The following is a 13,019-nucleotide window of genomic DNA, read 5'->3' as shown; positions in this document are numbered from 1 at the left end:
ACAGGATTAGTATGGGTTATTTTTGTGGGCGATATGTAAGGAGAAAGGATTCTTTAAAGAAATACAACATCATATAAAAAGTCTGCATAATTACATAAAAAATGACTATCATCACAAAATGACTTACTATCACATAAAAATACGTTCTCATCACATATTTTTTCAATTCCATCCATTTATTGTCCACCTTAAATTAAACATAAAGGGTGCCTCATCAAGTGGAGACACCCTTCATTCATTTATTCAGTTACAGGCACTACTGCACCTTCGTATTTCTTTTCAATGAAATCTTGAATTTCTTTTGAACGCAATACTTCAACTAGAGCTTTAACAGATTTCTTATCTTTATCTCCTTCTCGTACAGTAATAATGTTTACGAATGGAGAATCTGAGCCTTCAATTGCAATAGCGTCTTTTTGAGGATTAAGACCTGCATCAATCGCATAGTTAGTGTTGATCAGTACTGCATCGCCTTCACCGTTTTTATATGCTTTTGGAAGCATTCCTGCATCAACATCTGCTTTGAACTTTAGTTTCTTTGGATTTTCTACAATATCTTTAACTTGCGCTTCAGTACCAGCGCCTTCTTTAACTTTGATTAGACCTTCTTTTTCTAAAAGACCAAGCATACGCCCGTGGTCAGCTACAGAGTTGGACATGATAATCGTAGCACCTTGTGGCAATTCATCTAGAGACTTGTATTTTTTAGAATAAACACCGATCGGCTCAATGTGAATGCCGCCTGCATTTTCAAATTTATAACCGTGGTCTTTCATTTGTGATTCTAAATAAGGAACATGCTGAAAGTAGTTTGCTCCGATTTCTTTTTCATCCAAAGATTTATTTGGAAGTACATAATCTTGGAACGTTTTGATCTCAAGCTCTACACCTTTTTCTTTTAGAAGTGGTTTTGCTTCTTCAAGAATTTCAGCATGAGGTACGTTTGATGCCCCGACGATCAGCTTTTCGTCGCTGATGCCCCCTTCTGTTTTATTGCCGCAAGCTGCAAGTGCTGCAGCAACTACAGCAAGTAAAATAATTGAAAATACTTTTTTCATGTGATTTCCTCCTTGTTGTTTGAGCTTATCTTTTATCTAAAGCTGTTGTGAATCGATCCCCTATCCATTGAATAACAAATACGATGACCAAGATCAGAACAGTTGAAACTAAAGTTACATCTGCATTATCCCGCTGGTAACCTTCCATATACGCGAGGTTACCAAGACCTCCTGCTCCAACTACACCGGCCATTGCTGTGTAGCTTACAAGAGCAATCGCAGTAACGGTAATACCAGAAACAAGTGCTGGAGTGCTTTCAGGAATAAGTACTTTGAAAATAATTTGAGTGTTTGTGGCACCCATTGATTTCGCTGCTTCGATTACTCCTTTATTAATTTCTCGCAAAGCAATCTCAACCATACGCGCATAAAATGGAGCTGCTCCAACAATCAATGCCGGCAATGCTGCTTCTGCCCCAAGCATTGTTCCTACAATAAAGCGCGTAAATGGAATCAGCAAAATAATTAATATAATAAACGGAATAGACCGGAACACGTTCACAATAATAGCAATGATACTGTTTAAGACTTTGTTTTCCCAAAGATTTCCTGGGGCAGTTAAATATAATGCAAGCCCCAAAGCTAGACCTAAAACGAATGTTACAAGAACCGATATGGCTGACATATATAACGTTTCTTTTGTTGCTTCTAAAACAACATCCCATTGAACGTTGGGGAACCAAGTACTAAGCATTATGAATCACCTCAACTTCTACCTGAACACTATTTAAAAATTCCATAGCGTTAGAAAGTGCCGCTTCAGAACCTTTTATTTGGATAAACAACGTACCGTATGGACCATTTTGCGTCTGAGTAATTTTACCTTGCAGGATATTAACATCCACTTCAAAATTCCGGATCAGCTCTGTAATTAAAGGCTGACCAGCACGGCCTCCTACAAAAGTAAGCTGAACAATTCTGCCTTCAGGAAACTCCTCTATAAATTGCTTAATGGTATCCACTGTTTCTTCTGGTTCTGTAACTTGTTTTACAAAATCCTTTGTAATGGATTCTTTAGGATTTTTAAAGACGTTCAGCACATCGCCTTCTTCTACAACTTTTCCTCTTTCCATTACCGCAACACGGTGACAGATTTTTCGTATAACATGCATTTCATGAGTGATCAACACAATCGTTAAACCTAACTTCTGGTTAATTTCTACTAGAAGATCTAAAATACTGTCGGTTGTTTTTGGATCAAGTGCTGAAGTGGCTTCATCACATAATAAAACTTTCGGTTCATTGGCAAGTGCTCTCGCAATACCGACCCGCTGTTTTTGGCCCCCGCTTAGCTGTGAAGGGTATGAACCGCCTCTGCCTTCTAGTCCGACAAGATCAATCAGCTCGTCCACACGCTGCTTGATTTTCTCTTTCGGAAACCCAGCGATTTCTAGCGGGAAAGCAATGTTCTCTCTAACGGTTCTTGACCATAAAAGGTTGAAGTGCTGGAAGATCATACTTATTTCCTGTCTAGCTTCTCTTAGTTTTTTTGAAGAGAGCTCAGACATATTTTTCCCGCCGATTGTAACCGTACCGCTTGTTGGTCTTTCCAACATGTTGAGAATCCGGATAAGAGTACTTTTCCCTGCTCCACTGTATCCAATAATGCCGTAAATTTCACCTTGTTTTATGTTTAAATCTACCGCATCTACAGCCTTTACTTCACCATCTTTGGTTTGAAAGACTTTACGGACTGAATGTAAATTAATCAATAGAACTAACCTCATTTCCATCTGTAATACTTTAAATTGCAATTAGAAGCTGTTGATTTCCGCTCCAGGATGCGGTGAGCCTCCTTTGCGCTTTGCGCCGTGAGGAGTCTCACCTGTCCCGCTAATACCGCTGGAGTCTCGCACCTTGCGCTCCAATCAACAAACCAATGATGCAACTTCATAATTCAAATAAAAAAATGCCCTCTGCTTCAATATGAGCAGAAAGGCATATAATATTCTATGCACGTTCTCCTCATCTCCCAAGACATTTGAATGCCTTGCAGGAATTGGCACCTTTCTAGTCAGTATGGATTACATACAGCTAGCGGTTGCCGGGTTTCATAGGGCCAGTCCCTCCACCTCTCGTGATAAGTTAAAGCGTTTCGTTATTAAGTTAAAGCGATGCATTTTTTGAATTACTGTGATGAATAATATCACCACTGTCGATTCGTGTCAAACATTTTTAACACTTTTAATCAAGACGCCTGCAGATATTTGTTCCCAATGGGAGCTTAAGTAGAATATGGCTTCCCATTTCAGCCGCTGTCTTAACGTCCCGTGAAACTCGATCATCTCTTGGCGAAGGAGTGTTGTAAGCTTCATTTTCCCATCTAGCATCATAGATAGATACTTTGGATTTCCTCTGAAAACAACGATACGATTACGTTCTCCTTCTCTGTAATCAATCCTCAATGTAGTTTCATCATTGAGACTAAATCTAGGTTTAACCGGAATGTTATACAATGGCAAGTATGGACTTTTTCCAATCTGTCTTTCAAAAAAGGTGACATCCAGCATATAAAATCCCCCCCGAATTGGTTGTTATTTCACCTTTTCGAGAGGAACGGAGTGTTTACCTTTATAAAGCGTTCGACAGTCAGTGAAAATCGTTTTTGTAATTACGACAGTATTAACATATTTAGTGCTAATGTTTGTTACGATATTTGTCGTGATCTTGTTTATTGCGATCCTGCTGATTTTTCTTATGATGATTATTAGCGTTTTTGTTTTGGTGTTCATTATTCTTTTGCTTATTGCTGTTAAACACACGATTTTGATGCTTATTATCGCTATTATTTAACTTTTTCTCTTTAGGCTTCACCAATTTTTCTTGTTTCTTGTTATGGTAATTATGGTGATTGTGATGATTTTCTCTGTGCTTTTTAACTTCTTTTGGTTGGCTATCTGCTTTTTTAGGCACTGCTATCTTTAAGTCATTCTTTTGTTCATTGTCGTCTGTTTTAATTTTCATCGGATGCGGTAAGCTTTTTATGTCACTAGAGGATAAAGTATTCACTTTTAGCTCTTGAAAATTAACCTCTTTTATCTTTTCTTCTTTTAAAGTCTTGTCGTTTATGTATGCAGTTTGAAATGCTTTGTATTTTCCTGAAGACACTCCAAGCTGTTTTGCTTTTTCACGAGTGTCATGATTAGACTCTGAAACAGTGATGCGGACAGGGTATTTTACAACAGTCTTTTTAACAATTGAATTTACTGCTTGATCTAGAGCTGATTCAGTCTTATCATTGCCTTCTTCACTGGAAATTGTTGTGATGAGCATAGAATGGTCTGATTCCATATACCCTTCTTCCTCATAAGCCTTAATAAGCTGATCAGCAAAGTCCTCAAACGAAAATTGATTTTCAACGTTCAGATTATATTTATTTATGATTTCTTTTGCTTCGTCATTAAATGCATCTATTTGTATAACCTGCATTTCCTCATCTACGCCTACTTCTAAGCTTGGATTGATATCAAAGCTTACATAAGCCGCTGCTGCTGACTGGCTTCCAGTTGGGATCAATTCTGATAAAAGAACAACGGCAAGTATTGCTGCTACAGATGGCAGCACAAAAAGACTTCTTTTCTTTTCCGAAAAATAAGAAGCCTGATACTCTCTGCCCACTGATGGATTTTTGCCTGCTGGTACTCTTACCGTTACAAATGTTCCATCTTTCATAAGCAAAGTAGCTTTTCTGTTGTTAACCTCTATTACAATGCCGCTGCCGCTTTTCAATTGTATCCCTCCCGCAAGTTGCAGGATCAGTAGTAATTACAGGCAAGAGGAAGTGATCCCCCTTACCATGTAATCAAATATACCTCACCTTAAGGCTGAATGTATGATTTCAGCGCTTGGAAATCGCCTAAATATATTAATGATACCGCTATTATATACTTTCGATTTCTCTCTATGGTTTTACGACTACAGGAGACCATATTTAATAAATCTTTTATCGGCAATTGCTTTTTTTCCTTTAAAAATGCGGCAAGTTCTTCATTTTCTGATAAAAGACGAGCAATTTCTTTGGCATTTTCACGTGCATCCACGTGTTTTGGACAATGTTTGCTTAAAACTTTAAAGTTTAGTCCAAATGTTTTTAAAAGCTTTTGATACTCTTCTATTTCATAAACACGGTTTTCTACTTGAATCTGATCTTCAAAATGATCCATAGCTGCTTTTTGTTCAGCATAGCTTTCTTCTAAACGGCCTTCTTCATCTTCTTCATCCGGCTGAAGAAAAATCAATCTGTTTTGACGAACTTCTTTACGGATATAGTCAATGACACGGCGTCTGATTACCATATCTGCGAACGATAAAAAACGGCTGCCTTGTCCTTCTTGATATTGATCGATCGCTTCATTAAAGGCAAAAAGACCTACACTAAACTCATCCATTGTTCGATCTATATATTGACTGCACACTTTTGATGTAACTTTTTTAATGAATGGCTGGTAATCACCAATTAGTTCATTTCTTAATTTTTCATCGTTTCTTTCCTGGATCGTTAACACTTTGTCTTCTATGCTTGTCATTTTGTTCTTTGCTATAGGAAATACTGCATTTAAATTTAATGATGCCATGATTATCAATCACCCCTGCTAAAAAAATTACTTCTGTTTTATTCGATCCTCGTTTGTTTTTGTTTTTCATAAAATCATTCTTATTTACCACTAATCGTCCGGGAGCAAACATGTAACAAGCTCTCCTATTCATTTATACCACGACTTTTGACATTTGTAGGATACAGTTCTATAACAATATTACAGACCTCGTAACAATTGTGACTTTCTTGTTAAATAACTGAATAGACGCAAATAACTGATAATTAACTCTCTAACTTAAAAACCCCTTATTCCGACAAGGATTGACTAATTTTTGCATTTTAAAAAACACACTATCTTATATTACAGATAAGTGTGCAGAAGACATTAATTTACCATATTTTTCTTAAGGAAAAACCCCCTAAAAAATAATTTTTCAAAAGAATTAGGAGGACCATAAGTAAATATGGGGCTTTTCCCACATTTTATTACAAATTATTTTTCCTTATTTAAGACATCTATCATTGTTTGATAAATATTTCCTGCAGATTGAAGGGCATAGATCTTTTTTACCGCCATCCCCCTCGATAAAACCATTAAACAAGGGACACTCGTAATTCCATATTGATCTGCAAGTTCCGGCATCTCATTAATATTGCATACTCCAGTCTGCAGATTGTTTTCCCTTTGAGTTCGAACCGTCTCTACTGCTACTTCCATCATTTTTTTCCCCATTTTACATGTACCGCATAATGGTGTTTCCAAGTAGAGAAAGAAAGGCTTATGTATGGATTGTTCGATAACATGTTTCCAATTCGTTCTTGTGATTTCTTTCATATATTACTCCGTTATTTTTCTAATGGAAGATGAAGCAGCCTGTCTTATTCATCAGAAGGCTGTTCTTTTCCATAAGTTATTTATGATTTTTATTTTGATCTCTTGTATAAGAATATCACGAATTCTTATATGATGGTTAACTGCTTTATTTTTATTGTCTTTTTCAAGAATGACTTCGCCTTTTTAGCAACGCTGATCCAGTAAAATGAGCTGTTTTCCAAGAATTTGTTGCTTCCTCGTCATTTAGTGAATCCTCTACTTTGACAAGTTGATAGGAGTGTAAGATGCGAGACTCCTGCGGGAGTAGCGGGTCAGGTGAGACACAGAAGGTGCAAAGCGACAAGGTGGCTCACCACACGCCCCGCGGAAAGCGAGTATCTGAAACGGAAATCAACCTCTTTCAAGAGCAATAATGATTGCGAAAACAGCCTAAAAAAACAAGAAAACCTCTTTTTCCTTCATCAGAAAGCACCGATGAAACGCAGCGGAATAAGAGGTTTTCTTACGACCTATTGAAACAAGCCCCCCATCTTCTCATTTATCCGAATTTCTTTTTGGGAGCAATTAACATGCAAAGGTATATTTAATTCATGTTAAGCTAGGCTAGCATCATTTTATCCTAAACAGTTTTTGTGAATATTAAAGTGAGCACCTACTAATACTTTTGCCAAGTACATAAGAGGTGTCGTCGCAACTTCTCTGTACATCTTATTAATATATAAATGCTCTGCATTCGGGAGCTCCCGCTGAAGCTGTTTTCGTAGTTTATGACCAGCTTCATCAGCATCCACCAGTATATAAACATCTCTATCTTCAATTGCTAATGCAAGCTCTTCTAATTTATCCAAACCTAATGTGCCATTCGTACAAATAATTTCAACCGGTTCATTTATGATTGCTGATAGTTTATCTTTATCGGATTTCCCTTCGACAATGATTACTTTATTCATGCTTCCATTCATTACTCATCTCTCCTATACATTGAAGAACTATTAAATGAATGCATCGCTTAAATATATATTTGCTTTATATTATTAAAATCCTGCAAGAGATGTTCTTTATTACTATTCCCCTTTTTACTATATTACTACCCCAAATTTAAAGCAGTATGCTAATTGGCCTAATTGCTTTAAATCGCGTTTTACTCTCTTCAATAAAGGTTATTCAAGGAATACATCCAGAAATTTAATATGTTAAAAAGGAGGAGATTATCAATGGCTATGACTGAAAAAATGACGAGGGAAGAAGCAGGACGACTTGGAGGAAAAAAGACTTCGAAATCACATGGCAAGGAATTTTACCAGCAGATCGGAAAAAAAGGGGGCACATCTACTGCAGAATCTCACCAGGCAGCATTTTATCAGGAGATTGGCAGAAAAGGCGGGAAATCAACTTCCCTTTCACATAACAAAGATTTTTATAAAAGAATAGGCCAAAAAGGCGGACAAGCCACTTCAAAAACCCATGACAAGAGCTTTTATCAAAACATCGGTGCCAAAGGCGGAAGTGTAGGCAAATAAATGGCTTTAAAACCTGTGTGATTTCTCAGTTGTTTAAGTTAATTTGAAAACTTTTAATGAAATATTGACGACTTTGTTTAATAATTTGACGGACTTTCCAATTAATTTCACCAATTTGTTCATTAATTTCACCAAGCCGAAATTACATTAAAAAAGATAGAGGATGATACAGTGTATCATCCTCTTTTGCTAGCACCAGCCTTTGTCACATTCATCTACATATTTTGTAGGGTTCGGAATCTCGACTGGCTTTTCACGTTTATAGATTTTGTCTGCATCAAATTCAAAACCCTCAGCCATTTCATACATATTTCCTTGATTCGTAAATCGAATCTGACCGATCTCATCTTGATCAAGGTAAAGTGACATTGAGCCGCCTTTCATTTTGCCAAATACCCTTGAAGTCACATCTCGTCTATCTTCGTTCATAAAAAAATCCCTCCAAAAAAGAAATGAGCAATATGCCTATTCTTTCCTGAAGAGATTCTTTTCATTAATCTTCTTTAATTAATTCCTCATATTGTTCAGCTGTCATTAATTTTTCAAGCTCCGAGGAATCTGAAAGTTCTACTACTACCATCCATGCTTTCTCATATGGAGATTCGTTAACTAGTTCTGGGCTGTCATCAAGGTCTGCGTTTACTTCTACAACTTTTCCAGATACAGGAGCATAAAGCTCAGAAACTGTTTTTACAGATTCTACACTGCCGAAAGGCTCGTCCGCTGTAAGCTCATCTCCAACTTCAGGAAGCTCAACAAACACGATATCTCCAAGCTCGTCTTGTGCAAATGCCGTAATACCGATACGAACTTTATTGCCGTCTTCTGTTTTAGTCCACTCGTGTTCTTCTGAATAGCGTAACTCTTTTGGAAATTCCATGTGTAATCCCTCCAGCTTTTCTTTGTTTTTATAGTAACTACAATAAATTTTTTTATCATAGTCAGCAACAATTTTACTTTTTCCAAGTGTTTTCGTACTGTTCTTCTTTAAAGCCCACTGTTACGTTTTGCCCATCTGTTGCGATTGGCCTTTTGATCAGCATGCCATCAGATGCTAATAGTTCAAGAAGTTCGTTATCTGAAGCCGTTTTCATTTTCTCTTTCATACCTAATTCACGATACTTCATGCCGCTTGTATTAAAGAATTTTTTAATCTCCAACCCGCTTTTTTGAACTAAATCTTTAAGTTCTTCCTTTGAAGGAGGGTTGTCCACGATATGTACAGGCTGAAAGGCTACTTCATTTTCTTTAAGCCATTTTTTTGCTTTTTGGCATGTTGAGCATTTTGGATATTCGTATACTGTCAGTAGCATTATATCACCCCTTTTCATAGTACCACAAACAAGTGTCACCAATAAAACAAGAAATTTTACACAGTTTTAAAATGACTCTTTTATAAGCCTTTCCCCTACCAAAAGCTAGTTGCCTTCTTAATGGTTTTTAATATATGAGGCGAGAGTATATGCAGGCACAGGATTTGTCGAGGATTGTAAACTCATGAATAAACAGCTTAAATTTTTGATTGAGGTCTAAATCTCATGGATAAACTGGACGAAATTCTCGATTTATGGTGATTTTTGGAATCGCCTCTCAGATTTACTTTAATACCCTAATAGGTATCATCTAAAAGTAGTTTCGGCAACCGAATCTGTACCGAATTTTAAGCTCTTAACGCTATGTTCAACCTGACTTGCTTAGTTTTTTGTAGAATCACCTCATTCCCATTAAAGCTTGAAGCGGAAATCAAGCACTTCTTTACCTAAAAAGCCTTAAATAAAAGGCTCTTTTCTAAAAGATTTTTGCTTTTAAGTAATTTTGTTCTTTTTCATCATTGAAAAATTGATTGAAGTGGAAGGTGCAAGACTCCTGCGGGACGAGCGGTCAGGTGAGACCCTTAAAAGCGCAAAGCGGCAAGGGGCTCACCGCACGCCCCGCGGAAAGCGAAGCAACCTGGAGCGGAAATCAACTACTTACAAGAGCAACAAAGTTTGCGAAAGCAGCCAAATAAAAAAGTCCCTCCTGCAAAGCAAGAGGGCAAAGTTTTTTTTGAAGGTTGGCGTAAATAAAAATTAATTAAACAACGTAGCGTTCTTCTTCAAGAAGCAATACAGCTATTTCCCGCTTCTTCTTGATAACATTCACAGGCGTATGGCGTGTCAGCTTCTTTAATGCAGAAAGCATCATGCGCAGCATATCCCCTTCTTCAACAGCAATAATGGATTCCTTCGCATGTGCTTCAATGCGGCTGAATGCTTCCTGGCAATACACTTCTGTGTAAAGAAGCTTTTGTTTTGCCTTTTCTGCTCCAGACTTACTGATGGCTTTTTCCGTACGTAATAGTACAGATTCCATGCTGTAGATCTCGCTGATGATATCCGCAAGATTAGCTAATACTTCTTGCTCCTGCTCAAGCTTTGGACCAAATTTTTGAACAGCAAGACCAGCAGTCATCAAGAAAATTTTCTTCGCCATAGAAACTAAGTACTTTTCTTGATCCAGTGGTTCAGTACCGACTTCTACAGGCATAAGCATCATCAGTTCTTGCTGGAGAGCTGTTGCTTTTTGAATCAATGGCAGTTCATTCTTCATCGCTTTTTTAACGAGTGTTCCTGGAACAAGCAAGCGATTGATCTCATTCGTTCCTTCAAAAATACGGTTAATACGTGAATCACGGTATGCTCCCTCGATCTCGTATTCTGACATGAAGCCGTATCCGCCATGGATTTGAACGCCTTCATCTACTACATAATCAAGTGTTTCAGAAGCAAATACTTTGTTTAAAGAACATTCAATCGCATATTCTGCAATCGCTTTTGCAAGTTCACGTCCGTCCTTTTGCTTTTCATCCGAAAGTGCCCCTAACCGGTTTTCGAATAACCCTACTGTTCTGTAAACAGAGCTTTCAGATGCGAATGTCGAAATCGCCATGTTCGCAAGCTTTTCTTGAATCAAGCTGAAAGAACTGATTTTGCGCTTAAATTGCTGGCGTTCGTTTGCATATTTTACAGAAACCTCAAATGCTCGTTTCGCAGCTCCCACACATCCTAAAGCTAGCTTGTATCGGCCGATATTCAGAATGTTAAATGCGATCAAGTGGCCTTTTCCAGCTTCCCATAAAAGATTTTCCTTTGGTACAGCTACATCTTCCAAAATCAATGTACGTGTAGATGAACTCTTGATACCCATCTTCTTTTCTTCAGGTCCAGTAGAGACACCTTGGAACCCTCTTTCAACGATAAAAGCTGAAAATTGTTCACCGTCGATTTTTGCATATACAACGAAAACATCAGCAAATGCAGAGTTGGTGATCCATTGCTTTTCACCATTTAAAATATAATGAGTACCTTCAGCATTAAGCTTCGCCGTTGTTCTCGCTCCAAGTGCATCTGATCCTGAACCTGGCTCTGTTAAGGCATAAGCAGCAATTTTTTCACCAGTTGCTAACTCTGGCAGATACTTTTTCTTCTGTTCTTCGTTTCCAAATAGGACAATTGGAAGAGACCCGATACCTACATGAGCTCCATAACTGATTGAAAAACCGCGTCCGCGCGCAAATTTTTCGGTGATCAATGATGACGAAATCTTATCTAGACCAAGTCCGCCATATTCTTCTGGAACATCTGCGCCTAAAAGACCAAGCTCACCTGCTTTTGTAAGCAATTTGCGTGATACCTCAAAATCATGGTTTTCCATCTTTTCAAGCTGCGGCACCACTTCTTTTGCAACAAAGTCTTCTGTAGTCTTTGCGATCATCAAGTGTTCTTCTGAAAAATCTTCTGGTGTGTAAATATCTGCTGCAGCGATGTCTTCAATTAAGAAACTACCGCCGATGATCTCTTTTTCCGCTGTGTTTGACATACTTATTCTCCTCCTTTTTTATCCAACAAGTTCAAATACACCTGCTGCACCCATTCCACCGCCGATACACATTGTCACAATACCGAACTGTTCGTTTCGGCGCTTCATTTCGTGAAGCAATGTAAGCGTAAGTTTCGTTCCGGAGCATCCAAGCGGATGTCCAAGCGCAATTGCTCCGCCATTCACGTTTACTTTGCTTTCATCCAGATTTAGTTCACGGATAACCTGAACTGCCTGCGAGGCAAAAGCTTCATTTAGTTCAAATAATCCGATATCTGAAAGTTCCAGACCTGCCATTTTCAATGCTTTTGGAATTGCAGCAACAGGACCGACTCCCATAATATCCGGCGCCACACCAGCCACCGCAAAGGAACGGTATTTCAACAGAGGTGTTAATCCTTCAGCGATCGCTTTTTCTCTGTTCATGACTAACACAGAGGCTGCTCCGTCGCTTGTCTGTGAAGAGTTCCCTGCTGTTACAGAACCTGTCGGAGTAAATGCCGGGCGCAGTCTGCCTAACACTTCTAAAGAAGTATCAGGGCGAACACCTTCGTCGACAGAAACCGCGATTTCTTTTTCGACAAGCTTCGATTGTTCATCAAACCAGCGCTTCATAACGGAAACCGGAACGATCTCATCATTAAACTTTCCTTCTTTAATAGCCGCTGCAGCTTTTTGGTGGCTTCTTACTGCAAATTCATCCTGATCCTGACGCGAAACGCCGAATCTTCTAGCCACTTCTTCAGCGGTGTGCCCCATTCCCATATAATATTGAGGAACCGTTTCTACCAAATATGGATTTGGTTTTACGACGTGCCCCACAACAGGTACCAGACTCATAGATTCTGCTCCGCCTGCAATGATAGCGTCAGCAGCGCCAAGCATAATCTTTTCTGCACCATAAGCAATACTTTGCAGACCAGAAGAACAGAACCGGTTGATCGTAATAGCCGGTACCGTTTCAGGCAGACCAGCACGTGCTCCAATCAAACGAGCCATGTTCATTCCTTGTTCTGCTTCAGGAACAGCGCATCCAATGATCAGGTCATCAATCGGACCATCGTAATTTCCAGCACGCTGCAGTGTTTCTTTTATCGTTACTGCCGCTAATTCATCCGGTCTCATATGTGCAAAAGATCCTTTTTTTGCTTTCCCGACAGCTGTTCGAGCACCTGCAACTATGACTGCATCTTTTAACATTCGTTTCTTCC

Annotated in this window: 14 protein-coding genes, 1 pseudogene and 1 riboswitch; of the genes and pseudogenes, 1 reads left to right on the top strand and 14 read right to left on the bottom strand. The window is 38.6% G+C overall.

Features of this window, described 5'->3' with window-relative positions; all coding sequences use genetic code 11:
* Nucleotides 1–53: 53 nt before the first annotated feature.
* The 9 genes from ACFW35_RS04000 to ACFW35_RS03960 form a co-directional block, all read right to left on the bottom strand.
* Nucleotides 54–176, bottom strand: a complete 123-nt coding sequence (locus tag ACFW35_RS04000) for a hypothetical protein (protein WP_379843952.1) — start codon at nt 174–176, stop codon at nt 54–56.
* Nucleotides 177–239: 63 nt separating this feature from the next.
* Nucleotides 240–1,058 carry a MetQ/NlpA family ABC transporter substrate-binding protein gene (locus tag ACFW35_RS03995; protein ID WP_379843950.1) on the bottom strand — a complete coding sequence of 273 codons (819 nt, stop codon included), beginning with the start codon at nt 1,056–1,058 and terminating at the stop codon, nt 240–242.
* Nucleotides 1,059–1,083: 25 nt separating this feature from the next.
* The gene (locus ACFW35_RS03990; RefSeq protein WP_379843949.1) at nt 1,084–1,752 is read right to left on the bottom strand and encodes a methionine ABC transporter permease; all 669 of its coding nucleotides are present in this window, start codon (nt 1,750–1,752) and stop codon (nt 1,084–1,086) included.
* Nucleotides 1,745–2,770, bottom strand: coding sequence for a methionine ABC transporter ATP-binding protein (locus ACFW35_RS03985; RefSeq protein WP_379843947.1), 1,026 nt, complete (start codon nt 2,768–2,770; stop codon nt 1,745–1,747). The genes ACFW35_RS03990 and ACFW35_RS03985 overlap by 8 nt, the downstream gene beginning before the upstream one ends.
* A 250-nt stretch (nt 2,771–3,020) precedes the next feature.
* Nucleotides 3,021–3,145: riboswitch (SAM riboswitch) on the bottom strand.
* Between the two features lie 78 nt (nt 3,146–3,223).
* The gene (locus ACFW35_RS03980; protein WP_066292319.1) at nt 3,224–3,568 is read right to left on the bottom strand and encodes a hypothetical protein; all 345 of its coding nucleotides are present in this window, start codon (nt 3,566–3,568) and stop codon (nt 3,224–3,226) included.
* A gap of 127 nt (nt 3,569–3,695) precedes the next feature.
* The gene (locus ACFW35_RS03975; RefSeq protein WP_379843945.1) at nt 3,696–4,787 is read right to left on the bottom strand and encodes an anti-sigma-I factor RsgI family protein; all 1,092 of its coding nucleotides are present in this window, start codon (nt 4,785–4,787) and stop codon (nt 3,696–3,698) included.
* A gap of 89 nt (nt 4,788–4,876) precedes the next feature.
* On the bottom strand, nt 4,877–5,632 hold the full coding sequence (sigI, locus tag ACFW35_RS03970; RefSeq protein ID WP_379843944.1) for an RNA polymerase sigma-I factor: 756 nt from the start codon (nt 5,630–5,632) through the stop codon (nt 4,877–4,879).
* Between the two features lie 456 nt (nt 5,633–6,088).
* Nucleotides 6,089–6,430, bottom strand: coding sequence for a thioredoxin family protein (locus ACFW35_RS03965; RefSeq protein ID WP_379843942.1), 342 nt, complete (start codon nt 6,428–6,430; stop codon nt 6,089–6,091).
* Nucleotides 6,431–7,044: 614 nt separating this feature from the next.
* Complete coding sequence (locus ACFW35_RS03960; RefSeq protein WP_379843941.1) at nt 7,045–7,392, bottom strand: toprim domain-containing protein; 348 nt, start codon at nt 7,390–7,392, stop codon at nt 7,045–7,047.
* A 252-nt stretch (nt 7,393–7,644) separates the two neighbouring features.
* Here ACFW35_RS03960 and ACFW35_RS03955 point away from each other — a divergent pair.
* Nucleotides 7,645–7,935, top strand: a pseudogene (locus tag ACFW35_RS03955) (KGG domain-containing protein); the annotation flags it as partial.
* A gap of 204 nt (nt 7,936–8,139) precedes the next feature.
* Here the strand turns inward: ACFW35_RS03955 and ACFW35_RS03950 are convergent.
* From ACFW35_RS03950 to ACFW35_RS03930, 5 genes are all read right to left on the bottom strand, one after another.
* Nucleotides 8,140–8,379 carry a YusG family protein gene (locus ACFW35_RS03950; protein ID WP_379843939.1) on the bottom strand — a complete coding sequence of 80 codons (240 nt, stop codon included), beginning with the start codon at nt 8,377–8,379 and terminating at the stop codon, nt 8,140–8,142.
* Nucleotides 8,380–8,443: 64 nt separating this feature from the next.
* Entirely contained in the window at nt 8,444–8,830 is a 387-nt protein-coding gene (gcvH, locus tag ACFW35_RS03945; RefSeq protein ID WP_077359609.1) for a glycine cleavage system protein GcvH, read from the bottom strand.
* Nucleotides 8,831–8,903: 73 nt separating this feature from the next.
* Complete coding sequence (locus ACFW35_RS03940; protein ID WP_379843937.1) at nt 8,904–9,263, bottom strand: arsenate reductase family protein; 360 nt, start codon at nt 9,261–9,263, stop codon at nt 8,904–8,906.
* A gap of 760 nt (nt 9,264–10,023) precedes the next feature.
* Nucleotides 10,024–11,808 (bottom strand): acyl-CoA dehydrogenase family protein, encoded by a 1,785-nt coding sequence (locus ACFW35_RS03935; RefSeq protein WP_379843936.1) that lies wholly within the window; start codon nt 11,806–11,808, stop codon nt 10,024–10,026.
* Nucleotides 11,809–11,826: 18 nt separating this feature from the next.
* The gene (locus ACFW35_RS03930; protein WP_379843934.1) at nt 11,827–13,008 is read right to left on the bottom strand and encodes an acetyl-CoA C-acetyltransferase; all 1,182 of its coding nucleotides are present in this window, start codon (nt 13,006–13,008) and stop codon (nt 11,827–11,829) included.
* Nucleotides 13,009–13,019: the final 11 nt, after the last annotated feature.

The organism is Fictibacillus sp. NPDC058756 (assembly GCF_042746035.1).
Taxonomy (GTDB): Bacteria; Bacillota; Bacilli; order Bacillales; family Fictibacillaceae; genus Fictibacillus.
The sequence above is the reverse complement of the archived record's forward strand: the minus strand, read 5'-3'. Positions and strand labels throughout refer to the sequence as shown.

Bases quoted from the DNA above. Each gene is read 5' to 3' on its own strand.
- ACFW35_RS03960 (WP_379843941.1), bottom strand. From the start codon at position 7,392: ATGAATGGAAGCATGAATAAAGTAATCATTGTCGAAGGGAAATCCGAT.
- ACFW35_RS03940 (WP_379843937.1), bottom strand. From the start codon at position 9,263: ATGCTACTGACAGTATACGAATATCCAAAATGCTCAACATGCCAAAAA.
- sigI (WP_379843944.1), bottom strand. From the start codon at position 5,632: ATGGCATCATTAAATTTAAATGCAGTATTTCCTATAGCAAAGAACAAA.
- ACFW35_RS03995 (WP_379843950.1), bottom strand. From the start codon at position 1,058: ATGAAAAAAGTATTTTCAATTATTTTACTTGCTGTAGTTGCTGCAGCA.
- ACFW35_RS03990 (WP_379843949.1), bottom strand. From the start codon at position 1,752: ATGCTTAGTACTTGGTTCCCCAACGTTCAATGGGATGTTGTTTTAGAA.
- ACFW35_RS03950 (WP_379843939.1), bottom strand. From the start codon at position 8,379: ATGAACGAAGATAGACGAGATGTGACTTCAAGGGTATTTGGCAAAATG.
- ACFW35_RS03930 (WP_379843934.1), bottom strand. From the start codon at position 13,008: ATGTTAAAAGATGCAGTCATAGTTGCAGGTGCTCGAACAGCTGTCGGG.
- ACFW35_RS04000 (WP_379843952.1), bottom strand. From the start codon at position 176: ATGGATGGAATTGAAAAAATATGTGATGAGAACGTATTTTTATGTGAT.
- ACFW35_RS03965 (WP_379843942.1), bottom strand. From the start codon at position 6,430: ATGAAAGAAATCACAAGAACGAATTGGAAACATGTTATCGAACAATCC.
- ACFW35_RS03980 (WP_066292319.1), bottom strand. From the start codon at position 3,568: ATGCTGGATGTCACCTTTTTTGAAAGACAGATTGGAAAAAGTCCATAC.
- ACFW35_RS03935 (WP_379843936.1), bottom strand. From the start codon at position 11,808: ATGTCAAACACAGCGGAAAAAGAGATCATCGGCGGTAGTTTCTTAATT.
- gcvH (WP_077359609.1), bottom strand. From the start codon at position 8,830: ATGGAATTTCCAAAAGAGTTACGCTATTCAGAAGAACACGAGTGGACT.